Origin of the sequence: Curtobacterium sp. MCBD17_013, assembly GCF_003234565.1 — a bacterium.
Taxonomy (GTDB): Bacteria; Actinomycetota; Actinomycetes; order Actinomycetales; family Microbacteriaceae; genus Curtobacterium.
In genome coordinates this window covers 39,009-60,100 of the sequence record NZ_QKTU01000009.1, presented here as the reverse complement: position 1 = coordinate 60,100, position 21,092 = coordinate 39,009, and the positions used below count along the sequence as shown (strand labels likewise).

23 protein-coding genes are annotated in these 21,092 nt (G+C 67.6%); 12 read left to right on the top strand and 11 right to left on the bottom strand.

Annotated features, from left to right (window positions below; all coding sequences use genetic code 11):
• Positions 1 to 142: 142 nt before the first annotated feature.
• The 4 genes from DEI81_RS10980 to DEI81_RS10965 form a co-directional block, all read right to left on the bottom strand.
• Positions 143 to 553 carry an ester cyclase gene (locus tag DEI81_RS10980; protein WP_111010764.1) on the bottom strand — a complete coding sequence of 137 codons (411 nt, stop codon included), beginning with the start codon at positions 551 to 553 and terminating at the stop codon, positions 143 to 145.
• Positions 554 to 626: 73 nt separating this feature from the next.
• Complete coding sequence (locus DEI81_RS10975) at positions 627 to 1,556, bottom strand: VOC family protein (protein WP_181435394.1); 930 nt, start codon at positions 1,554 to 1,556, stop codon at positions 627 to 629.
• Positions 1,557 to 1,795: 239 nt separating this feature from the next.
• Positions 1,796 to 2,218 (bottom strand): DUF6069 family protein, encoded by a 423-nt coding sequence (locus tag DEI81_RS10970; RefSeq protein ID WP_111010762.1) that lies wholly within the window; start codon positions 2,216 to 2,218, stop codon positions 1,796 to 1,798.
• A gap of 120 nt (positions 2,219 to 2,338) precedes the next feature.
• Positions 2,339 to 2,848 carry a MarR family winged helix-turn-helix transcriptional regulator gene (locus tag DEI81_RS10965; RefSeq protein WP_111010761.1) on the bottom strand — a complete coding sequence of 170 codons (510 nt, stop codon included), beginning with the start codon at positions 2,846 to 2,848 and terminating at the stop codon, positions 2,339 to 2,341.
• Between the two features lie 91 nt (positions 2,849 to 2,939).
• Between DEI81_RS10965 and DEI81_RS10960 the strand changes: the two genes are divergently transcribed.
• The 6 genes from DEI81_RS10960 to DEI81_RS10935 all read left to right on the top strand — a co-directional run bounded on the left by DEI81_RS10960 (position 2,940) and on the right by DEI81_RS10935 (position 8,334).
• Complete coding sequence (locus DEI81_RS10960; RefSeq protein WP_111010760.1) at positions 2,940 to 3,302, top strand: DoxX family protein; 363 nt, start codon at positions 2,940 to 2,942, stop codon at positions 3,300 to 3,302.
• A gap of 46 nt (positions 3,303 to 3,348) precedes the next feature.
• On the top strand, positions 3,349 to 3,921 hold the full coding sequence (locus DEI81_RS10955; protein WP_111010759.1) for an NADPH-dependent F420 reductase: 573 nt from the start codon (positions 3,349 to 3,351) through the stop codon (positions 3,919 to 3,921).
• Complete coding sequence (locus tag DEI81_RS10950) at positions 3,918 to 4,781, top strand: SDR family oxidoreductase (RefSeq protein ID WP_111010758.1); 864 nt, start codon at positions 3,918 to 3,920, stop codon at positions 4,779 to 4,781. The genes DEI81_RS10955 and DEI81_RS10950 overlap by 4 nt, the downstream gene beginning before the upstream one ends.
• Before the next feature lie 113 nt (positions 4,782 to 4,894).
• Positions 4,895 to 5,596 carry a TetR/AcrR family transcriptional regulator gene (locus DEI81_RS10945; protein WP_181435393.1) on the top strand — a complete coding sequence of 234 codons (702 nt, stop codon included), beginning with the start codon at positions 4,895 to 4,897 and terminating at the stop codon, positions 5,594 to 5,596.
• Complete coding sequence (locus DEI81_RS10940; protein ID WP_111010756.1) at positions 5,593 to 7,290, top strand: MDR family MFS transporter; 1,698 nt, start codon at positions 5,593 to 5,595, stop codon at positions 7,288 to 7,290. Before DEI81_RS10945 ends, DEI81_RS10940 begins: the two co-directional genes overlap by 4 nt.
• A 333-nt stretch (positions 7,291 to 7,623) precedes the next feature.
• Complete coding sequence (locus DEI81_RS10935) at positions 7,624 to 8,334, top strand: alpha/beta hydrolase (protein ID WP_181435392.1); 711 nt, start codon at positions 7,624 to 7,626, stop codon at positions 8,332 to 8,334.
• A 37-nt stretch (positions 8,335 to 8,371) separates the two neighbouring features.
• Here DEI81_RS10935 and DEI81_RS10930 read toward each other — a convergent pair whose 3' ends face one another.
• The gene (locus tag DEI81_RS10930; RefSeq protein WP_111120461.1) at positions 8,372 to 8,617 is read right to left on the bottom strand and encodes a hypothetical protein; all 246 of its coding nucleotides are present in this window, start codon (positions 8,615 to 8,617) and stop codon (positions 8,372 to 8,374) included.
• 134 nt (positions 8,618 to 8,751) lie between these two features.
• Between DEI81_RS10930 and DEI81_RS10925 the strand changes: the two genes are divergently transcribed.
• The 5 genes from DEI81_RS10925 (at position 8,752) to DEI81_RS10905 (ending at position 15,891) form a co-directional block, all read left to right on the top strand.
• Complete coding sequence (locus tag DEI81_RS10925) at positions 8,752 to 9,939, top strand: sensor histidine kinase (RefSeq protein WP_181435391.1); 1,188 nt, start codon at positions 8,752 to 8,754, stop codon at positions 9,937 to 9,939.
• Positions 9,936 to 10,595, top strand: coding sequence for a response regulator transcription factor (locus DEI81_RS10920; protein ID WP_111010752.1), 660 nt, complete (start codon positions 9,936 to 9,938; stop codon positions 10,593 to 10,595). The genes DEI81_RS10925 and DEI81_RS10920 overlap by 4 nt, the downstream gene beginning before the upstream one ends.
• Before the next feature lie 131 nt (positions 10,596 to 10,726).
• Complete coding sequence (locus tag DEI81_RS10915; protein WP_309146671.1) at positions 10,727 to 11,371, top strand: TetR family transcriptional regulator; 645 nt, start codon at positions 10,727 to 10,729, stop codon at positions 11,369 to 11,371.
• 147 nt (positions 11,372 to 11,518) lie between these two features.
• Positions 11,519 to 13,336, top strand: coding sequence for an NAD(P)/FAD-dependent oxidoreductase (locus DEI81_RS10910; RefSeq protein WP_111010750.1), 1,818 nt, complete (start codon positions 11,519 to 11,521; stop codon positions 13,334 to 13,336).
• Between the two features lie 347 nt (positions 13,337 to 13,683).
• Positions 13,684 to 15,891 carry an MMPL family transporter gene (locus DEI81_RS10905; protein WP_111010749.1) on the top strand — a complete coding sequence of 736 codons (2,208 nt, stop codon included), beginning with the start codon at positions 13,684 to 13,686 and terminating at the stop codon, positions 15,889 to 15,891.
• Positions 15,892 to 16,231: 340 nt separating this feature from the next.
• On the opposite strand, the gene DEI81_RS16020 is transcribed toward DEI81_RS10905, so the two are convergent.
• The 3 genes from DEI81_RS16020 to DEI81_RS10895 all read right to left on the bottom strand — a co-directional run bounded on the left by DEI81_RS16020 (position 16,232) and on the right by DEI81_RS10895 (position 18,068).
• Positions 16,232 to 16,423, bottom strand: a complete 192-nt coding sequence (locus tag DEI81_RS16020) for a hypothetical protein (protein ID WP_146244080.1) — start codon at positions 16,421 to 16,423, stop codon at positions 16,232 to 16,234.
• Between the two features lie 168 nt (positions 16,424 to 16,591).
• A complete protein-coding gene (locus tag DEI81_RS10900) occupies positions 16,592 to 17,185 on the bottom strand; it encodes a TetR/AcrR family transcriptional regulator (protein WP_111010748.1) in 594 nt (197 codons plus the stop codon).
• A 55-nt stretch (positions 17,186 to 17,240) separates the two neighbouring features.
• Positions 17,241 to 18,068 carry an SDR family NAD(P)-dependent oxidoreductase gene (locus tag DEI81_RS10895; protein WP_111010747.1) on the bottom strand — a complete coding sequence of 276 codons (828 nt, stop codon included), beginning with the start codon at positions 18,066 to 18,068 and terminating at the stop codon, positions 17,241 to 17,243.
• A 232-nt stretch (positions 18,069 to 18,300) separates the two neighbouring features.
• Here DEI81_RS10895 and DEI81_RS10890 point away from each other — a divergent pair, with 232 nt between their 5' ends.
• Positions 18,301 to 18,816: an AAA family ATPase gene (locus DEI81_RS10890; protein WP_111010746.1), complete on the top strand. Its 516-nt coding sequence runs from the start codon at positions 18,301 to 18,303 to the stop codon at positions 18,814 to 18,816.
• A 73-nt stretch (positions 18,817 to 18,889) separates the two neighbouring features.
• On the opposite strand, the gene DEI81_RS16415 is transcribed toward DEI81_RS10890, so the two are convergent.
• The 3 genes from DEI81_RS16415 to DEI81_RS10880 form a co-directional block, all read right to left on the bottom strand.
• The gene (locus DEI81_RS16415) at positions 18,890 to 19,120 is read right to left on the bottom strand and encodes a GrpB family protein (protein WP_220035677.1); all 231 of its coding nucleotides are present in this window, start codon (positions 19,118 to 19,120) and stop codon (positions 18,890 to 18,892) included.
• A complete protein-coding gene (locus DEI81_RS16410; RefSeq protein ID WP_220035676.1) occupies positions 19,117 to 19,524 on the bottom strand; it encodes a GrpB family protein in 408 nt (135 codons plus the stop codon). Before DEI81_RS16410 ends, DEI81_RS16415 begins: the two co-directional genes overlap by 4 nt.
• 267 nt (positions 19,525 to 19,791) lie before the next feature.
• Positions 19,792 to 21,051, bottom strand: coding sequence for an MFS transporter (locus DEI81_RS10880; protein ID WP_111010745.1), 1,260 nt, complete (start codon positions 21,049 to 21,051; stop codon positions 19,792 to 19,794).
• Between the last annotated feature and the right edge of the window lie 41 nt (positions 21,052 to 21,092).

Here is a 21,092-nt window from a genome sequence, read left to right as displayed (position 1 = left end):
CAGCTAGCGGAGTCGAAGGTGGCCGGATGAGCCGGGGGAGCTGCACGCGACCCCGGCCCATCCGGTGCGATCCCGCCGGCGAGTCTTTCGCTTTCGCCGACTGTGGAGTGATTCGGCTATTGCATCAGCTCGTGGGCGGTGCTTACTGAGCGGTGAGCTGGCTCATGAAAGCGGTGAAGTCGCCGATGGCGTTGTGCTCGACGATCTGGCCGTCGCGAATGACGTCGACGGCGACGGCTTCGAGGCGGGTCGCATTGCCGTTGGCGGGGATGCCGAACAGGTCACCGTTGCTGAAGGTGCCCTCGAGGACCCAGTGGGTGTAGACGGTGTCGCCGTCGGCAGCCTGGCCGAGGATCGTCATGGTCTGGTCGGGGACCGCGGTCTTCGCGGCGAGGTCGGAACCCATCCACATGTCACGGTTCATCGCGCCGCCGTTGGTGTGGTTGAGGAGATCCTGGGCGATGTAGGTGTCGAACGCGCCCTGCAGGTCGCCGCCGTTGTAGGCGTCGTAGAAGGTGCGGGCGATGGTCTTGTTGTCGTCGGTGGTGCTCATGGACTTGTCCTTCGGCTGAAAGTGGCCGCTCACGGAACGTGAGTGGGGTTGTGTGCCCGGGTTGGGGCGGTGGTTAGTTGGCGGAGAGCAGCAGCGTGTTCAGGCTGGGGTCTCGGACGAGGAAGCCGGCGTCGGATTCCTCGATGGGTCCGTCGACGGTGCCGAGGACATGGTCGAGGCGCTCGTGGGTGTCGAGGCGGAGGGTGAAGGCGCGCATGCGGGCGGTCCCTGCGGGGGATTGTGGTGCGCCGATGCCTTGCCAGGTGTTCACCGCGATGCGGTGGTTGAACGCGCCGCCTCCACCGAGGTCGCCCATGTGGAAGCGGGGTGCCCAGACAGCCTGGTTGAACCCGAACGTGCGGTAGAAGCCGTAGGCGGCTTCGAGGTCCCCGACGTACAGGTGGACGTGGCCGATCTTCGTGCCCTCCGGCATGGGGAGGGTCGTGTCGTCGTCGGGCAGAGCGTTCAGGACGGTGCGAACGTCGAGCGGTTCGCGACCGTTGGAGCGGCTGCCGTCTTGGCGGAGCACGTACGGGCCGTTGTCGTCGAAGTGGAATCCGCGGAGACGTTCCGGCGTCTCGAGGGTGATCTCGACGGTGATGCCGTCCGGGTCGAGGAGGTAGATCGCCTTCGACATGATGTGGTCGGTGGGGGAGATCTGCCAGCCGACCCGGATGAGGCGGAGCAGGATCCGTGCGAAGTCGGCTTCTGTCGGCGGGTGCACGGCGAGGTGGTAGAGCCCGCTGTGGCCCTGCAGGAACCCGGTCTGGGCGCCCGGGTGCAGGGTGACGAGCGTCCGTGCCTTCGTACCGAGCTCGACCTGGTCCTGGGACTCGGACCGCAGGACGAGACCGATGACATCGGTCCAGAACGCGGTGGAACGACCGAGGTCGGTGACCTCGAGGTGCACGGCGCCGAACTCCGCGACCTCACGGTCCGGCGTGCCGGGCGCGGCAGCGTTCGGGGCGGGGCGCGGGTCCGAAGAAGTGTCGAGGGGATTCATTGCTGCTCCTGCAGAGTTCGACGTCGGCGTGGATCCTGGCCGCACGAGCTGCTGCTGCCGGAACCAGGGATTACTTGAACTATCAAGTAACGAGGACCACTGTACGCCGTTTGGTTGAACTGTCAACAACTCGCTGCACATCGTTCTTGAAGGCTCGACGCGGCAGGAGCGGGCCTGGATGCAGAACGCCCGCCAGCTGGGCGACGAAAGCGTCGTCAGCTGGCGGGCGGGAGGAGGACTCAGCGTGCGATCGGGAGGAACACGCGGTAGATCGGCACCGCAATCGCAGTGGTCACGAGGTGCATGATGCCGAGCGCCACTCCCGCGGTCATCGCAGCGGAGCCACCACTGACGGCGAGGAGCACGTCGGGGATGAGGGACAGCACCAGTACGACAGGGACGAGGATCGCGAGCACGCGGCCAGCCGAACGCGCGCGGCTGATAAGCGCCCACCCAATCGCGCCGATCAGGACCCCGACGACGGTGAAGGTGATGTAGGCCGGCGGCGTCAGGCCCTGCACTGCAGGGTCAGCACCGGCCGCGAGGGCGCTGACGGCGATGATCGCGTTGGCGATGCTGCCGATGACGGCGGCGAGGACAGTCGCGACGAGCACCCCGCGGAGGCGGCTCGGGCGGCGGGTTGTCGTGTCGATCGTGCTCATGGGAGTTTCCGTTCTGAGAGGCGGCCGCATCGGATGAGCGGGCACGGCGGAGCGACGGACTGACGGGTGCCAGTCCGAGCGGTCGGGGTCTGTGGAGTCTTCGGTCTGGAGAGCCGACGGTCAGTCGTGAGCCGCCGGCGCAGCGGCGCGCACCGTCGACCCGCAGTCGGCGTCCGGCGTCAAGAGGTTCGCGGCGATCGGCCGCAGGATCTCGGCGAGATCGCCGACCCGCTCAGGCGAGATCGCGTCGAAGAACGCACGTCGAGCCTCCTCGACGTGATGCGGAGCCGCTCGCTCGATGAGCGCTCGTCCGTCCGCCGTCAGGGTGGCCACGAGCGAGCGCTTGTCCGTCTCGGACGGCACGCGACGCACCCACCCACGCTTCTCGAGCTTCGTCACCGCGTGCGACAGACGGGAGAGTGAGCCGTTGGTGAGGAAGGCGAGGCTGCTCATCGGGGCGCTGTCATCGGGCGACTCGCTCAGCATCGAGAGAACGTTGTACTCGAAGCGGGTCATCCCGAAGTCACGCTTGAGCTGAGCGTCGAGGGCCGAAGGCAGCAGCTCGATGATCGCAAGGAGATCCATCCAGGCTGCCGCCTCGGTCTTGTTGAGCCAGCGCGGTTCGTCCATGCACACATCGTCGCAGAAAAAACTTGACTGTTCAACAAAATGGTGTGTACTGTCGCTCTCGTTACTTCAACGTTCAAGCACAAGGAAGATCATGCTCATCGCACTCTGGATCATCAATGGCCTCCTGGCGCTCGCGTTCCTCGGAGCCGGCCTGATGAAGCTGGCACGCCCGACCGAGGCCCTCGCCAGCAGCGGGATGGGCTGGGCGGCCGACTTCGCCAGCAGCCACGTCAAGCTCATCGGCCTCGCCGAGGTTCTCGGAGCGATCGGTCTGATCCTGCCGCTGCTGCTCGACATCGCGCCGATCCTCACCCCGATCGCTGCGATCCTCCTCGCGGTCCTCATGCTCGGCGCCGTGGTCGTCCACCTGCGCCGCAAGGAATCTCCGGCGGCGCCGATCGTCCTGATGATCCTCTCGATCGTCAGCGCGATCCTCGGCTTCATCGCCCTCTGAACTCACCCTCTCCAACCGCACCACCTCTGAAACAGGAGCACACATCATGACCAGCATCAGCATCCTCGGTACCGGCAACATGGGCACCGCGATCGCCTCCGTCTTCTCCGACGGCGGCGCCACCGTCGAGTCCATCAAGCACTCCGACGAGCCCACCTCCTTCGCCGGCGACATCGTCGTCCTCGCCGTCCCGTACGCGGCCCTCCCCGAGATCGCCGACAAGTACAAGGCCGCCCTCGGCGGCAAGACCGTCGTCGACATCACCAACACCGTCGACTTCGCCACCTTCCAGCCCGTCGCCTTCGACGCCGGCAGCGGCGCCGCGGACCTCGCCGCCCGCCTGCCCGAGTCCCACGTCGTCAAGGCGTTCAACACCAACTTCGCCGGCGCGCTGGCCGCGAAGAGCGTCGGCGGCAAGAAGACCGCCGTGCTCATCGCCGGCGACGACGCCGACGCGAAGGCCGCCCTCCGCGAAGCGATCACCGCCGGTGGCCTCGACGCGTACGACGCCGGCCCCCTCGCCCGCGCCCACGAGCTCGAGGGCATCGGCTACCTTCAGATGGGCCTGGCCGTCTCCGAGCAGATCGGATGGACCGACGGTCTCGGGGTCATCAAGTGACGATCGCCGTCACTGGCGCGACCGGTCAACTCGGCCGCCTGATCGTCGAGCACCTCCTCGCCCGCGGCCTCGCTGCCGATGACGTCGTCGCGGTCGGCCGCAACGCCGACCGCCTCTCGACACTGTTCCTCGACCACGATGTCCGCACCGCAGTCGCCGACTACACCGACCCGGACGCCCTCCAGGCCGCGTTCCACGGCATCGATACCCTGGTGCTCGTCTCCGGCAGCGAGGTGGGCCAGCGTGTCCCGCAGCACACCAACGCCATCCGCGCCGCGGAACAGGCCGGCGTGCAGCACATCGTCTACACCAGCGCTCCCCGCGCCGACACGTCGACGCTGTTCGTCGCACCCGAGCACAAGGCCACCGAGGACCTCCTCGCGGCCTCACCCGTCACCGCGACCGTGCTCCGGAACAACTGGTACAACGAGAACTACGAGCAGGCGTTCGCCCAGATCGCCGCGACCAGCCAGTGGCTCGCCAGCAGCGGCACCGGCCGGATCGCCTCGGCCTCCCGCTCCGACTACGCCGAAGCGGCAGCCGTCGTCGCCGCAACGGACGCGCATCGCGGCGAGACACTCGAGCTCGCCGGCGACACCGCCTGGGACGGCGCCGAGTTCGCCGCCACCGCCAGCCGTGTCCTCGGACGCGACGTCGCGTACGCCGGCGTCTCGTCGGAGGAGCACCAGGAGGCACTCGTCGCTGCAGGTCTCGACGAAGGCACGATCGGGTTCCTCGTCGGCCTCGACGCCGCCGTCGCCGACGGCGCGCTCGACGGACCCTCGACGGTCCTCTCCACGCTGATCGGTCACCCGACCGAGACGCTCGAGGAAGCCTTCCGCCGCTTCCACACGGCCTGATCCACCCGCGATCCACGACGCTCCGTGGTGCCGGATACTTCCGTCCGTACCACGGAGCGTTGTCGCATCCATGCCGCACGGCCAGCGAGGTCTGCACCTCCACCTTCAAGTAGTTGCACTGTGCCTCGCAAAGTGCAACACTGCAGAGTGTGAACACATCTGAGCGCACGCGACTGCTTCGCCGTCGCATGATCGCCACGGCCCGTCGCCGGACGATCGCGGACGGCCTGAACGGGTTCACCATCGAGCAGCTCTGCGAAGAAGTTGGTGTGTCCCGCCGGACGTTCTTCAACCACTTCGCGTCGAAGGAAGACGTCGTGCTCGGGATCGAGCTCGGCGTCGAAGACGACCTGCTTGCCACCTTCGCTGCGGGAGCGGCGGTCGACCCCGACCTCGCTCCCTTCGAAGCGGCGGTCGCACTGGCGATCGAACATCTCCATGTCGTCGGCCTCGACCGCGGCGAAGAAGCCCTCATGCGGGACGTCCTGGAACGCGAGCCCTCCCTCGTGGCGCGATTCGTCACCGCGACCGACCGGCAGATGAACCTCGTCGGCGACGCCATGCGCTCCCGATTCGGATGGACAGACCCGGCCGACGACCGCGGGCGGCTCGTTGCCGAGATCATCGGCGCACTGCTCAAAGCGACCGCGTGGCGGTTCTTCGCCGATGACGACGGGCCGCCCTTCGAGGACATCCTCCGCACCAACTTCCGCCTTGTCACAGCGATGGCGAACTCGGACAGCCCCGCTGTCCCGGCCAGCAGTGCGCCGCTCTCGGCGGCACACTCGATCAACGAACTGGAGCACACCCCATGAGCTCGACCAAGAGCGCGAAACGGGCAGGACGGTCCGACGGGCCACTTCTGCTCACCCAGCGCCGCATCTGGACCATCTTCTCGGCGCTCATCGCGGGCATGCTGCTGTCGAGCCTCGACCAGACCATCGTGTCCACGGCGATGCCCACCATCGTGGGCGAGCTCGGCGGTGTCGCGCACCAGGCGTGGCTGACCACGGGCTACCTGCTGGCCTCCACGATCGTGATGCCGATCTACGGCAAGTTCGGCGACGTCCTCGGACGGCGGAACCTGTTCCTCATCGCCATCGCGCTGTTCACCATCGCATCGGCCGGCTGCGCGTTCGCCGGCGACTTCACACAGCTGATCGTGTGGCGTGCGGTGCAGGGCCTCGGTGGAGGTGGTCTGATGATCCTGTCGCAGGCGATCATCGCGGACATCGTGCCCGCGTCGCAGCGCGGCAAGTACCTCGGCCCGCTCGGTGCGATCTTCGGCCTGTCCGCGATCGGCGGCCCGCTGCTCGGTGGGTTCTTCGTCGACCACCTCACCTGGAACTGGGCGTTCTACATCAACATCCCCGTCGGGATCGCCGCGTTCTTCATCGCCTGGTTCGCACTCACCCTGCCGACCAAGAAGGCCGAGAAGAAGATCGACGTCCTCGGCGTGCTCCTCATGTCCGCCGCCACCACCTGCCTGGTGTTCTTCTCCGAGTTCGGCGGCAACAAGGACCACGGCTGGGACGCCCCCGAGACCTGGGCCTGGTTCGCCGGCCTCGTCGTCGCCGCGGCCCTCCTCGTGCTCGTCGAGTCCCGCGTCGAGGACCCGGTGCTCCCGATGTCGTTCTTCCGCAACCGTACCTTCCTGCTCGCGACCGGCATCGGCCTCGTGCTCGGCATCGGCATGTTCGCCGCCATCGGGTTCGTTCCCACGTTCCTGCAGATGGCGTCCGGCACCTCGGCCGCAGTCTCGGGGCTTCTCATGCTCCCGATGATGGTCGGCCTCATCGGCACCTCCGTCGTATCCGGCAACCTCATCACGAAGACCGGCCGCTACCGGATGTTCCCGATCGTCGGCACGATCCTCGTCGCCGCCGCGATGCTGTGCTTGACGCAGCTGGCTGCGGACACCCCGATCTGGCTGATCTGCGTCTACCTGTTCGTCTTCGGCGCCGGCCTCGGCCTCATCATGCAGGTCGTGGTCCTCGTCGCACAGAACGCCGTACCCGCCGAGCAGGTCGGCACCGCCACCTCGACGAACAACTACTTCCGCGAGGTCGGCGCCTCCCTCGGCACCGCCGTCTTCGGTGCACTGTTCACCGCACGTTTGACCACCTCGCTGACGGACGTGTTCCGCGGCGCCGGCGGTTCCGCGACTGATGCGGCGTCCTCGGCGGGCAGCATCGACCCCGCGACCGTGGCGAAGCTTCCCGAGGCGGTGCAGAACGGCATCGTGAACGCGTACGCCGACTCCCTCGCGCCGGTGTTCTGGTACCTGCTGCCGTTCATCGCCGCCGCGTTCCTCCTCGCGCTGTTCCTGCCGCAGATCAAGCTCTCCGACACGGCCGGCATGGTGGCCCGCGGCGAAGCGATCGGCGGCGCAGAAGCCGATGAACTCGAGAAGGCGCGACAGGACGCCGCTGCAGCCGGCCAGCCGGCCGCAGCCGCAGCCCCCTCAGGCTCGGACTCCGTTCAAGCCGGGACCCGTCGCGACAAGTAGCCGGACAGAAGGAGGGGCCGTCAGCGGCGGCTCCTTCCTCCATCCCCGGCCCGCGATAGGCACCGACGAACACGCTCGACCCGCACGCCTGCACCAGTAGCCACGCCACAGAAAGAGACCATCATGGCCGCCCCTCTCGGCATGCGCGTCCGCACCTGGGCGATGTCAACGCTCGTCACACGAATCATCCGGGCGCCGAAGGTGGAGTTGACCTCCCGAGCGATTCCGGACAACGAGATCGTGCACATCCCCACCCGTCACGGGTCAGTCCGCTGCTACATCACACGGCCTCCCGCGGACGCCCCGCTCGCCGCCAACGGTGCCACCCCGCCGGTGGTCATCAACACCCATGGTGGTGGGTTCGTGATCGGGAACCCGCTGCAGGACAACCACCTCGCTCGAGGGATCGCGGGCGAAGTCGGCACAGTCGTCGTCAACGTCGACTACAGCACAGCTCCCAAAGCCCGGTTCCCACAGGCGTTGGAGGAGTGCTTCGACGTGCTCAGGTGGGTCGCCCGCTCTGGGGACACCATGGGATGGGACGGCACCCGGATCGCGGTGACTGGCAGCAGCGCCGGGGGGAACCTCGCCCTCGGCACCCTCACGCAGACCACCCGCGAGCACGGCCCCGCTGTTCGCGCTGCCGCCCTCATCGTGCCCGCCGTGGACCTGTCGATCCCGCCCGCCGAAGCGACCTTGCTGATCGAGAAGCCGTTCGTGAACGCCGGGATGCTCGAGATGGTCGACACGGCCTACCCGCTGGAGGACACCGACCGGAAAGATCCCCTCGTCTCGCCCAGCTTCCTCTCCGACGCCGAGCTCCGGGCACTGCCACCGACCCTGGTCGTCACCGCGGAGCACGACACGCTGCGCCCCTCCATCGAGGAGTTCACCGCACGAGCGGTAGCCGTCGGCGCGCCGGTCGAGACCCGACGGTTCGACGACGTCGACCACGACTTCTACTACGCAAGCTCCACGCCGAAAGCGACCCTCGACACGCTCATGGCCGCGTTCACCGCGCACCTACTCGAACACCTCCGCTGAGCCACGCTGCAGGCGGTTGCAAGGCCCGGCGGAGCCGTCACCGGGAAATGATGCCCCGCGCTGCGCTCTGAAGGAGCATCGAAGCGGCCAGCACCATGAAGCCGGCAAACCGCAACACGGCGCTCGTGGCAGCGATCGCCGCCCATACCGGCAGCAACGGGACCCGTGCGATCGTCCGAGCACGAGAGGTGTGGTCCCGCTGGTCAGATTCGTCGTCGAGCTCCGCCGGCGTCGAGATGAACATCGCCGTCCGGGCGGGGCGAGCGGGAAGAAGCGTGGTCATGAGGTGTCCTTCCATCGGTGCGGCTATGGGGACCAGCATCACCGCAGCGACACCCGTCGGCGTCGTTCCCCAGAACCGAGGACCTGATGCAGATGGAGTACACGACCGGCACCGGCCTACCCCAGACTCAGGGGATGACCGTTCCGACGCCCGGCGGGCCCGCGACGCCGCGCCCGCTGTGGCTGCGCACGCAACCCGTGCTCGAGCGCCTCCCGCTCTGGGTGAGCGTGACCGCGATGATCGTGGAACTGGTCGTCATCGTCACCAACGGCGGCGGTCTGCTCGCCGGCATCGGCGCACTCGTGACCCTCGCCGGCGCGCTCGTCGCCGCCCGTCTACCGCAGGTCGGACTCACGTTGACGATGGCGGGCGTCGTCGTGGTGATCGTCGGAGGGCGGGAGCCGATCGGCGAGTGCACCGTCGTGGTGTTCGTCCTGTTCGCACTCACCTTGCGCGGCTTGCCGCCCACGCGCAGCATCGGGATCACAGCGCTGGCGATGGCCGTCATCTTCGGACTCGCCAGCTTCCTCTCCGCGGGCCGCGCGGTCGGTCTCGACGCCGTCGCGGTCATCGTCGCCGTCGTCGCCGGTGGTGCCGTGGGCGCGGCACTTCGGCTGCAGCGACAGTACTGGGAGTCCCTCGAGCAGCGCACCCGCGACGCGATCGCGACACGGGAGGCCGAAGCCGAACGGCGAGTGGCCGAAGAGCGGGTCCGCATCGCCCGCGACCTGCACGACATCGTCGGCCACCAGGTCGCCGTCGTGAGCATGCACATCGGCGCGGTCGAAGTCACCGCCGGCCGCGACGACGCCGCGACCCAGCGATCGCTGGTCGCGGCGCGCACCGCCGTGCAGTCGATCCTCAGCGACACGCAACGCACGCTGGCGATGCTCCGCAGCGACGACGCCGACCACGACGACGCGCGCCGACCGACACCCGGCCTGTCGACGATCGACGAGCTGGCCGCCTCGTTCCAGGACGCTGGCCTATCGATCGACGCGCAAATCACCGACCAAGCTCGCCGGGTGCACGAGGCCGTCGGGGTGACGGTGTTCCGCGTGGCGCAAGAAGCGTTGACGAACGCCCACCGGTACGGCACCGGTGAGGCCGCGCTGACGGTGCTGACGGACGAGGCTGATGTGGTGATCAGCGTCACGAACCCGGTCGCGTCCACGCCGCCGACCGCACACGGCAGCGGATATGGACTCATCGGCATGCGCGAACGCGTTGAGTCCGCCGGCGGAACCCTGCAGCTTGGCACCGACGAGGATGTCTTTACCGTCACAGCACGAATCCCATGGAACGAAGGAGCCAGCTCGTGACACACGTGCTGTTGGTCGATGACCAAGAGATGATCCGGCTCGGACTGCGCACCATCATCGACGCGCACCCGGACTTCACCGTCGTCGGTGAAGCAGCGGACGGGTTCGCCGCCCTCACCTTCCTCAACGATCACGACGTCGATCTCATCCTCATGGACGTCCGCATGCCCGGGATCGACGGCGTCGAAACGACGCGACGGATCCGGGAGCGGATCCCGTCCGAGCAGACCCGCATCGTCGTGCTGACCACCTTCGAGCACGACGACACCGTCCTCGCCGCGCTCCGGGCCGGCGCGAACGGGTTCCTCGGCAAGGGCGTCGCACCAGCCGAGCTCATCGTCAGTCTGCAGGAAGTCATCGCCGGGGGAGGTGCCCTGTCCGCAGCAGCCTCTGCCGCGCTCATCGGGCACGTCACCGACAGCCCGGGCCGCGTCATCGACGCCGACCTCGCCGACCGGTTCCTCGCTTTGACCGCCCGCGAGCGCGACGTGGTCCTCAGCATCGCGGCGGGGCACGACAACGACACCATCGCCTCAGAGCTGTTCGTCTCACCGTTCACGGTGAAGACCCACGCGAGCCGTGCGATGGCGAAGGTCGGCGCCCGTGACCGGGCCCAACTGGTCGCGTACGCCTACCAGGCCGGCCTTCTCGCCTGACCCGGCCGCGCGCATCACGCGGACGCAATGACCGTTCGGGAAGCCCTTCGGGACCATGGACGGTCGTTAGGCTCCTGGGAACGGGAGGAGCCGCCATGACTGATGCCCAGCAGAGGACCCGAGCGTCACGTGTGGCTGCAACCAGGGACGCGATCCTCACGGCGGCCGAGCAGCTCTTCGGTGAGTACGGCATCGCACACGTGTCAGGACGGCAGATCGGAGAGGCCGCCGGGCAGGGGAACACCGCGGCGGTCGGGTACCACTTCGGAGGCAAAGCAGATCTCATCCGCGCGATCCTCGCCCGGCACCAGCACGCCATCAACGCGCTCCGACTTGCCGAACTGCAGCGAGTCGAGGGGCGGAACGACATCCGCGACTGGATCGCCTGTTTCGTGCGTCCGACGACCACCCATCTCGAGTCCCTGGGATCACCGACCTGGTACGGCCGGTTCAGCGCGCAGGTCGCGACGGATCCCGCCTGGGCTGACATCGCGATGGACGAAGCTCGAGAAGCACCGGGCCTCATGCGCATCGCGCATGGCATCCAGCGCTGCCTCCCGGACCTCCCAGCGCCGGTGCGTGTTGAGCGGATGACGATGGGCCGAATCCTCCTGACGCAGGTGATCGCGGAACACGAACGCGCGCTGGAGCGAGGCGGTGCCCGCATCTGGCCGAACTGGTCCGCCGTGGCGGACTCTCTGATCGACGTCGTGTCGTCCTTGTGGCTGGCCGAGGCGGTGACGTCTCCGCGCGCTGCCGGGCAGTCGCCATCCTGAGCCTGGTCCACCCTTCGGGGGACCCCCTTCGCGGTAGGTGGAAATCTCCCGCGAGTGTAAATCAAGCGATTGAGTTAAAACGGGTACGGCGATTGACTCGCTGGGGCGGCAACAGCTGTTGCCGCCCCGCCCATCTCAAGGAGCACGATGACGGACATCGCCACGGACAGCAGCATGCGCGAAGCGGACCTGGAGGCGTTGCGCGCCCGGTACCGGGTCGAACGCGACCGACGCATCCGTCCTGACGGGCTCCGGCAGTACCAGGGCATGCGCGGCGCGTACGGGTACTGGGCGACGGACCCGTACACGCGCCGTTCGGATCGTCCGGCGAAGACCGACCGCGTCGAGGTGCTCATCGTGGGCGGCGGTTTCGGCGGACTCCTGACCGGGGCGCGGCTGCGCCAGGCGGGCTTCACGGACATCCGCATGACCGAGGAGGGCGGCGACTTCGGCGGTACCTGGTACTGGAACCGGTACCCGGGTATCCACTGCGACATTGAAGCCTCGGTGTACATGCCGCTGCTCGAGGAAGTCGGAACCGTCCCCACTCGCCGGTACGCGCCCGGCGAGGAGATCCGCCGGCACGCGATGGCGATGGCGAGGCACTTTGACCTGTACGACGACGTGCTCTTCCACACCCGGGTCACCGACCTCCGCTGGGACGACGACACCGCGGACTGGGCAGTCCGGACCGACCGCGGCGACACGATGCGCGCACGGTACGTCATCGTCTCCTCCGGGTCGCTATCTCAGCCCAAGCTCCCCGCGATCCCCGGGATGGAGAACTTCAGGGGACACACGTTCCACACGAGTCGGTGGGACTACGGCTACACCGGTGGTGACCAGGCCGGGGGGATGACCGGCCTTGCCGACAAGCGCGTCGCGGTGGTCGGGACCGGTGCGACGGGCATCCAGGTGATCCCCCTCGTCGCCGAGGACGCTGCGCACCTCACCGTTTTCCAGCGGACCCCGTCGAGTGTGGACGTCCGCGACAATCGCGATCTGCCCGCGGACTGGACCACGGGCCTCCCGACCGGATGGCAGCAGGAACGCATGGAGAACTTCCTCGCGGTCGTCTCCGGCGAAGAGACCGAGGTGGACCTGATTCAGGACGGCTGGACCTCCACCGCAGCGCTGCAACGCACGATGCTGACCGGGCAGACGGAGGACACGCTCGACCCGGAGGAACGCGACCGGCTGATCGAGATCGCGGACGCCCGCAAGATGGACCAGATCCGTGCACGCGTCGATGCCGTCGTCACGGATCCGGCGACCGCAGAGATCCTCAAGCCCTGGTACCGGTACATGTGCAAGCGGCCGACGTTCAGTGACAAGTACCTGCAGGCCTTCAACCGGCCGAACGTGACCCTGGTCGACACCGCCGACACCGGGGGAATCACCGCCATGACCGAGACCGGTGTGGTGGTCGGCGACACGGAGTACGAGGTCGACGCCGTCGTTTTCGCCACCGGGTTCGAGACCGGCGTCTCGGGCGTCATCTCCGGAACACTGCCGGTGCACGGCCGGGACGGAACGAAACTGCTCGAAGCGTGGGCACGAGGTCCCCGGACACTGCACGGATTCGTGTCGCACGGCTTCCCGAACCTCTTCCACCTCGGAGCGCTGCAGAACGCGAACTCTGTGAACTTCGTGCACATCCTGCAGGAGCAGGCCACGCACATCGCCGCGATCCTGGAGCACGCTCGCGACGAGGGCGCACGGCAGGTCGAGCCCACCGTCGAAGCCGAAGACCGGTGGTTGGCGACGATCCACGAGGTGGAGGTGGACAACGCGGCGTTCCTGGCGGAGTGCACGCCCGGTTACTACAACGGCGAGGGCACCCGGAAGCGTGGGGGCGGCGGGTACAGCCCCGGGCCCGTCCGGTTCCACCGCCTGCTCCGGGAATGGCGGCAGACCTCGATCGACGAAGTCCTCGCGCCCGAGCTCGCCGTCACCAACTCCTGACCCGATCACTCCACCCAGATGGGCTGGCGCACACACTGGCTCGGAAGGACGACGATGACCACGAGAATCGCAGCACCGTCCGCTGGCGACTTCGACGGGTAGCGGTGCTGTGCCTCAGAGCGGGAGGTCCGCTTCGTCGCCTGATCTGACCCCCACCCTTCGGAACCGGCCGCCGCTCAATGAGCGTCGGCCCGCCGATGTCGCGCCTACTGGTTGTGCAAGGAAAGGGCGGGATCTACTGCAAATGGAGTAGCCCGAACGGTGCGAAAGGAGGCCGTGTCGAAGCGCTCGGATCGGGATCGTTGACGTTGTTCGCACATCGCAACCACGACGACGAAGGAAACCGCATGTCCACGTTCCTGTCCCACCTCGGGCGCTTCAGCGCCCGGTTCCGATGGCTGGTGATCGGAGCGTGGCTCCTGATCATGGCCGTGCTGATCGGCATCTTCATCGTCGGCAGCGGCATCGACAAGGGTGCCGCGACCACGAGCATCCCCGACACCAAGGCCTCCCAAGCGTTGGAGCGGATGAACAAGGAATTCCCTTCCAAGACTGCCTCGGACACCGCGTCCCTGCAGCTGGTGTTCCAACCGAAGTCCGGCAACGTCACGGACGCGACGACTGCGAAGCAGCTCGAGTCGTTCCTCGCGAAGGCTCGGACGGTCGACGGCGTCAAGTCCGTCAGCGACCCACTGAACGCGGAACAGCCCTACATCTCCAAGGACCGCACGGTGGCCGTCGCCACGATGACCTACGGCGACCTGACGAAGAAGCAGGAGACGAAGTACTACGACGCAGCCCTCGAGCTGCAGGAGAACGCCCCTCCGGGGCTCGGTGTCGAGCTCGGCGGGAACCTCGTGCCCCTCGGCGCCCCGGCCACCAGCCCGAGTGAAGGCGCCGGCGTCATCATCGCGTTCGTCATCCTCGCGATCACGTTCGGATCGCTGCTCGCTGCGGGCATCAATCTCCTCGTCGCTGTCTTCGGCGTCGGTGTCGGCCTCATCGGTGTCCTCGCCTACGGCGCACTCACCCCGATCGGTGACAACGCGATCATCCTCGCAACCATGCTCGGCCTGGCAGTCGGTATCGACTACAGCCTGTTCATCCTGTCCCGCTTCAAGACCGAGCTCCGTTCCGGTCGGAGGGTCGACGACGCGATCGCTCGCGCAACCGGTACGGCCGGCACCGCTGTGGTCTTCGCTGGCATGACCGTCGTCGTCGCGCTCGTCGCGCTCATGGTCGCAAACCTCAGCTACATCACCGAGATGGGTGTCGCCGCAGCGTTCGCGGTCGCCGTCGCCGTCCTGCTCTCGCTCACCCTGCTGCCGGCACTGATGCGGTTCATGGGCGTCAAGGCGCTGTCGAAAAAGCAGCGCGCAGCGCTGCAACGCGGGGAACTCTTCACCGACGACGGCCCGCAGAAGCGCGGCGTCCTCCGCTCGTGGGGCAGCTTCGTCGTGAAGCGCCCGATCGTGTCTCTCCTGGGCGGCGTCCTCGTCCTGGTCGTCGTCGCGCTCCCCATGCTCAGCATGAAGACCGCCTCCAACGTCCCTGGCGGGTCCGACCCGGAGTCCACCGAACGCACCGCCTACAACCTCATCGTCGACAAGTTCGGCGGCATCCAGAGCCCCCTGATCGTCCTGGCTGAGGGTGACAACATCACCTCGAAGACCGCCGCGATCGAGAACGAACTCACCGGTCTCGACGGCGTGCAGCAGGTCGTTCCCGCTCAGGTCAGTTCCGACGGGGACTACGCACGTATCACCGTCATTCCGACCGAGGGACCGATCGACGACTCCACCAAGGACCTGGTGCACCAGATCCGCGACGACGCTGACACCATCAGCGGAACGCACCTCGAGGTCACCGGTGAAACCGCGATCGGCATCGACTCCGACGACCAGCTCGCACGTGCGCTGGTGAAGTACGTCATCGTCATCGTCGTCATCTCGATCATCCTGCTCATCGTCCTGTTCCGGTCGCTGCTCATTCCCGTGATCGCGACCCTCGGATACCTGCTCTCCGTCGGCGCGTCGTTCGGGGCGAGCGTCGCAGTGTTCCAGTGGGGGTGGCTGGACTTCCTGCCAGCACCGCAGGGCGACCCGATGCTGAGCATCCTGCCGCTGCTGCTCGTCGGTGTGCTCTTCGGACTCGCGATGGACTACCAGGTGTTCCTCGTCTCACGTATCCAGGAGATGTACCGCAAGGGCCGTGACCCCAAGCAGGCGATCCGCGAGGGCTTCTCCCGATCCGGTCCCGTCCTCGTCGCTGCGGCGAGCATCATGATCGTCGTCTTCGGCGGGTTCGCCACCGGGGAGTTCGCGATCGGCGCCTCGATCGCGTTCGGGCTCCTCGTCGGCGTCGCCGCGGACGCGTTCATCGTCCGCATGGTCCTGATGCCGGCTGCGTTGTCCCTCCTGGGTCGCTCCGCTTGGTGGATCCCGAAGTGGCTGGACAAGGTCCTCCCCGACGTCGATGTCGAAGGCCACGCCCTCGACAAGCACGACGCCGCGACACCTGCCGCGCACGACCAGCCACGAGTCCTCGTCGGCTGACACTCCGAAGGGCCCCGGTGAGCACACCGGGGCCCTTCGTCCTTTGCTCGTAGAACGAAAGTGACAGCTGATGCAGCACCCCGTCCGCCCCGAAGACATCCATCTCCCCCCGACCCAGCCCATCGACATCACCGCCTACCTTGCAGCGGAAGCAGATCGTGCGTTCGCCGAGAAAGGCTCCGCACCAGAGCTGAACGTTCAGGATCCCGAACCGCCTTGCTGAGCGCGATATCAGCAGACCCGCTGCTCGAGCGGTGCGCGGTCAACGACCGTGGGTGAAGTAGCCAGACGAGAAACCCCGTCGCAGGGCAACGCGGGAAGACGTTCGGTAGTTGGTCGGCTATCGGGACGCAGGCCGGCCGTACTTGGCGACGATTTCTCGCCTCGCCTGGTCTCGAGAGAGCGCTCCTTGCAGCACCCGGCGGACTCGCTCGATGGCGTCTGCATCGACCTGTAGGCCCCGTGCTCGCAGCGCCAACTCGATGAAGGCCACTTCACCTTCGACGTCGATACGGCTCTCGTTGCTCGCCATGGACCAACTGTGCCCCCGACTCCGATACACGATGCTCAGCCGTGGCGCGCAGTACGAGCCGCAGTAGCCTGATCCAAGACCTTCATACAAGACTCTCGAAGGCGGAGCTCTCCTCACAGCGTGGGGGGATTGGCCTTCTGAACCGGCGGCTCCCAGAGATTGCTCAGGCTAAGTGAGTGCGTACCCGTCGGGAGGCACCGGCAACGTTGCCGCGACGAGATCTTCGACGAGGGTTCCATCGAGCGGGCGGCGGGTGACGAGGCACCATAGGACCATCGCCAGGAAGACCTGCGTGACCGTGTCGATCCTGAGGTCCGGGGGGAGCGCACCAGCCTCCACCGCCAGTCGCAGTCGTTCCGCGAGCCGCGTGCGGGCGGCAGTCGTGATCCGTTCGTCGTAGTTCGCGGAGAGGTCAGCATCTTCGGCAACAGCCGCGATGATGGCCTGGAGTACGGCGGCTGCATCGGGGTCGTCGTAAACACGCGCGACGGCCAGCATCCACGCAGTGACGTCGGCGTGGACGTCATCGGAGACGGCAACGGGACCTACCGGGAGGATGCCGCCCGCGGTGACCATCTCCGAAACCAGCGCCGCTTTCGTCGGCCACCATCGATACAGGGTTTGTTTGCCGACGCCAGCTACCGCGGCGATTCGCTCGAACGACAGCGTGTCCCATCCACGGCTGGCCAGCTCCGAGCGTGTCGCGTCGAGGATCGCCAAGCGTGTCTCTTCATTGCGGAGTCGTCCTGTGCTCTTGGCCATACAGCCATCCTCGCGGCATCACGACTCCGGCCGGCGCGGCCAGCCGTGGTGCGGACTACTGAACGGAGACGCCGCCGTCGCTGGAGAGGACGGCACCGTTGATGTTCACACCGTCCTTGCTGAGCAAGAACGTGATCGAGGCAGCGAGCTCGGCGGGCGCCGCGATGCTCGGTAGCAGTGCGAAGAACGGCGCCAACCGCTCCTGGCCCTTCTCCGAGAGCTTCGAGGAGGAGCCGATGTTCGTGGCGACCGCGCCCGGAGCGACAGCGTTGACACGCAGTCCTCGCTGCGCATACATGAACGCTGCGGAGCGGGTCAGGCCCAGGACCGCGTGCTTGGACGCGGTGTAGGCCGCTCCTGAACCGCTACCGAGGAGCGCGGCGCCGCTGATGATGTTGACGACGGAGCCGCTGCCGGCTTCGAGCATGACGGGCAGCACGGCTCGGGTGAGCTTGAAAGTGCCGGTGACGTTGACGCCCATCACGCGCTCCCAGACGGCGTCGCTCGTCTCGTCGATGGGGGAGAAGTCGTCGGCGATGCCGGCGACGTTGGCGAGAGCGTCGATCTGGCCACCGGCGGCTGCGACGATCGCGTCGACGTCTGCCTGCGAGGTGATGTCGCCACCCACCGGCACGATGTCGGCGTCGGGCAGTTCCGCAAGCAGATCTGAGAGGCGGTCGGCGGTGATGTCGACGGCCACGACCCGCCCGCCTTCGCGTGCAACGCGTGACGCCGTGGCACGACCGATGCCGGACGCGGCCCCGGTGACGATGACGGTCTGGCCGGAGAAACGACCCGGAGTGATCTGCTCAGTCCAGGTGGAAGCCTGCGTGGACTGCGGAACCACGTTCGTGTGGCTGTCGGGTGCGGTGGAATCGGACATGAAGGTCTCCTGTCGACAGTGACGAGGGTGAGCTAGGTGGTGATCACCAGGCTTGTCGAGACAAATCGTCTCGACTTCAAGAAATCGTACGCCTGGCGTCGACGCCCTTCCGACACGTTCGACCCTGCGGCTCAACGCGCGCTCCGGACACCTATACGAGCATCCGGCCACCCTCTGGTGTCCAGTAGCCGATGGGCTTCAGAGATCCATCGCCGAGGGCTACCGTGCCCTCGTGGGGAAGCGGAACTACCTCGTCGAAGGCGTCTCTGGAACAGGGAAGACGTCGGTGTGCCACGAACTGCGTCGCCGTGGTTTCCCAGCGATCGACGGCGATCGAGAACTCGCTTACCAGGGTGACCCGAAGACAGGGGCGCCTGTCGATGGTGTGACCGGGACAGCCGTTCACCACCACCACATCTGGCAGGTACAGAGGGTCCGCTCGATCGCGGCGGACCAGTCAGATCCGGTCACCTTCTTCTGCGGAGGATCGCGCAACGTCGAATCGTTCATCGATGTCTTCGACGACGTCTTCGTCCTGATGATCGATCGGGCAACGCTCGAGCGACGCCTGGAGGCGCGGGGCGATGACGAATGGGCCGGGACGGGCCGGCTGGAAGAGCGGGCCCTCGTTCACGCACTCCATGCGACCGGCACCGTGCCGCGCGATGGCGTGCACGTCGATGCCAGTCAGCCGCTCGATGTCGTCGTGGACGAGGTGCTCCGCCGGTGTGGCCTGTCCGAGTGGTGAGCGCGTCCTGCGTGATCACGACGCGTCTTCCGCGCACCGCTGTGAGAGCGTTGCCAGCGCGGGCCAGGTCTCTCTAGTCGCCTTCGATGAAGCCGGCGGCCGCGAGGGCGCGCTCGTAGATCTCTCGGATGACTGCGGCCTTACGGGCGTTGTAGTCCGACATGCGTTGCGCTGGCTGCTGTGCGGCCTGACGCTTGACGGTCCCGTAGCGTTCGCGATCCGCGGTGTCGTGTCGGAGCCAGTTCCGGAACACCACGTGCTTGACCAGCTCCGGACTGTCCGGCCCGAAGACGTGCAGGTTCACGGGGATCCCGGGAACCGGCGCTGCGCCCGGTTGCTTGCAGGGGCTCCCTGGAGGAGGCGATGCTCGTGCCACCAGGGCTCGCGCACCGTGAGGACGAAGCCCGCTGCTTCCAACCGCGGCAGCCAGACACGTTCGTCGGAGGGATCTGCGACCGTCAGGTCCAGGTCGAGTACCGGTTTCGCCGCGAGCCCAGGAACAGACGTGGACCCGACGTGCTCGACACGGAGCGCGCGAACGTCGAGAGCATCGATGATCAGGTTGCTCACCGTCGATGCGAGCTGCGGCCATTCAGGGTCCGGGTCGACGACACTGATGACGGTGGCCTTCGGCGGGACGACCCACGGGCTGGCTCCCGCCGGCACGGGCGGCTCGTCGAAGTCGAGAATCTCAGCGGTCGTCGGCACGCCCATAGTCAACCCGTGACGAAGATCACCCGTGATCCCGGATCCACCCGGGCTGGACGGCCCTCCATTCCGGCGCCCATGGTGGGGATCGGCGACGCGCGGTCCGACACCGGTCGGGAGGCCCGGTGGCAGCAGAGCCGTGTCTCCATCTGGCGCACACCGCGATGAACGCACCCGTCTTCGCCGGCGCGGCATCGCTCCTCGTACCAGCGAGGACGGCAGACGGCGCGCCGATGGCCCAGCTGGCGCCGCCTGGTGGCGGATCGATCATGCCGACGGATCCGACGCACTCCGGGTCCGGGCGTACCGGAACGACAGCGCGGCGGACGCCACCGCGGCCAGCACGAGGACCACGAGCGGCATGGTCGCGGCTCGAACCCCACCATGCGTGATCAGTGCTCCGGCGAGCGATGCGCTCATCGCGATGCCGATCGCGGAGGCGGAGTTGATCCAGGTGAACCCCTGTGTCAGTGCTGAACCGGCGACCGTCGCCTGCACGATCTGGGAGGACGACGCGAGCAGCGGGGCGATCGCCGTTCCGCCGATCGCCAGCATGATCGCCAGCCCGAGCAGCGTGGGCCAGGCGACGCCGACGAGCACGGCGACCGTGAGCACGAGCGTCGCGACCAGCTGCGCCGCCTGGGGGCGCGGGGTCGCACGCATCGACCCGTACACGAGGCCCGCGATGATGCTCGCGGCGCTGGGGACGGCGAGGACGAGACCGGTGAGGGACAGCATCCCGCGAGCGCTCGCCGCGGCGGTGACGAGGAGCGGAACAGCGCCGAAGAAGCACCCGAGCCCGAGGTTGACGCCGAGTGCGGCGAGGAAGTCCGGAGCGAGGAGTGAGGTCCGGGTCCTGTTCCGGCCGCGTCCCCGACCTCGACGCGGCGCTGGTGCGGTGCGCGGTTGCAGCGACAGCGTGCCGCAGCCGAGGGCGACGAGTGTCGCGGCCGCGGCCGAACCCGCCCACGGGACGAGGGAAGTACTGGCGAGGGTCACGAGGATCGGACCGGACAGGAACACGACGTCGTTGACGTTCGCCTCGAGGGAGAAGGCGACGCGGAGCGCCGGCCCATCCGTCAGGAGGTGCGACCACCGCGCCGCCGACAGGGCTCCGGGCTGGGGCGTCACGGCACCGGCGACCATCACGGCCGCGAGCGTGACCGGGACCGGTGCGCTCCCCGCGGTGGTGATGGCCGCAGCGACCGCGGCAGCGTGAGCGGCGACGATCACCGGGACCGTCACCGTCTGCCCCCACCGGTCCACGAGGCGAGCGACCTGCGGACCCGCCACGGCCTCCGCGATCGAGAAACCGGCCGTGGAAGCGCCTGCGACCGCGAACGATCCCGACGCGTGCTGGATCGAGAACAGCAGCCCGAGCCCGGTCATCGCGACGCCGAGACGCGCAACGGCCGCGGGGAGGAAGAACGCCAGCGCCCCGGGGTGGTCGAGGACACGGCCGTACCGGGCACCGGTCGACCGGAACGGTCCGAGGACCGAGGACAGGAGCGAGCGCGCAGTCGTCATGGACGATGCCTCCGACGCGGTGCCGGTGATCGGTCGGCAGA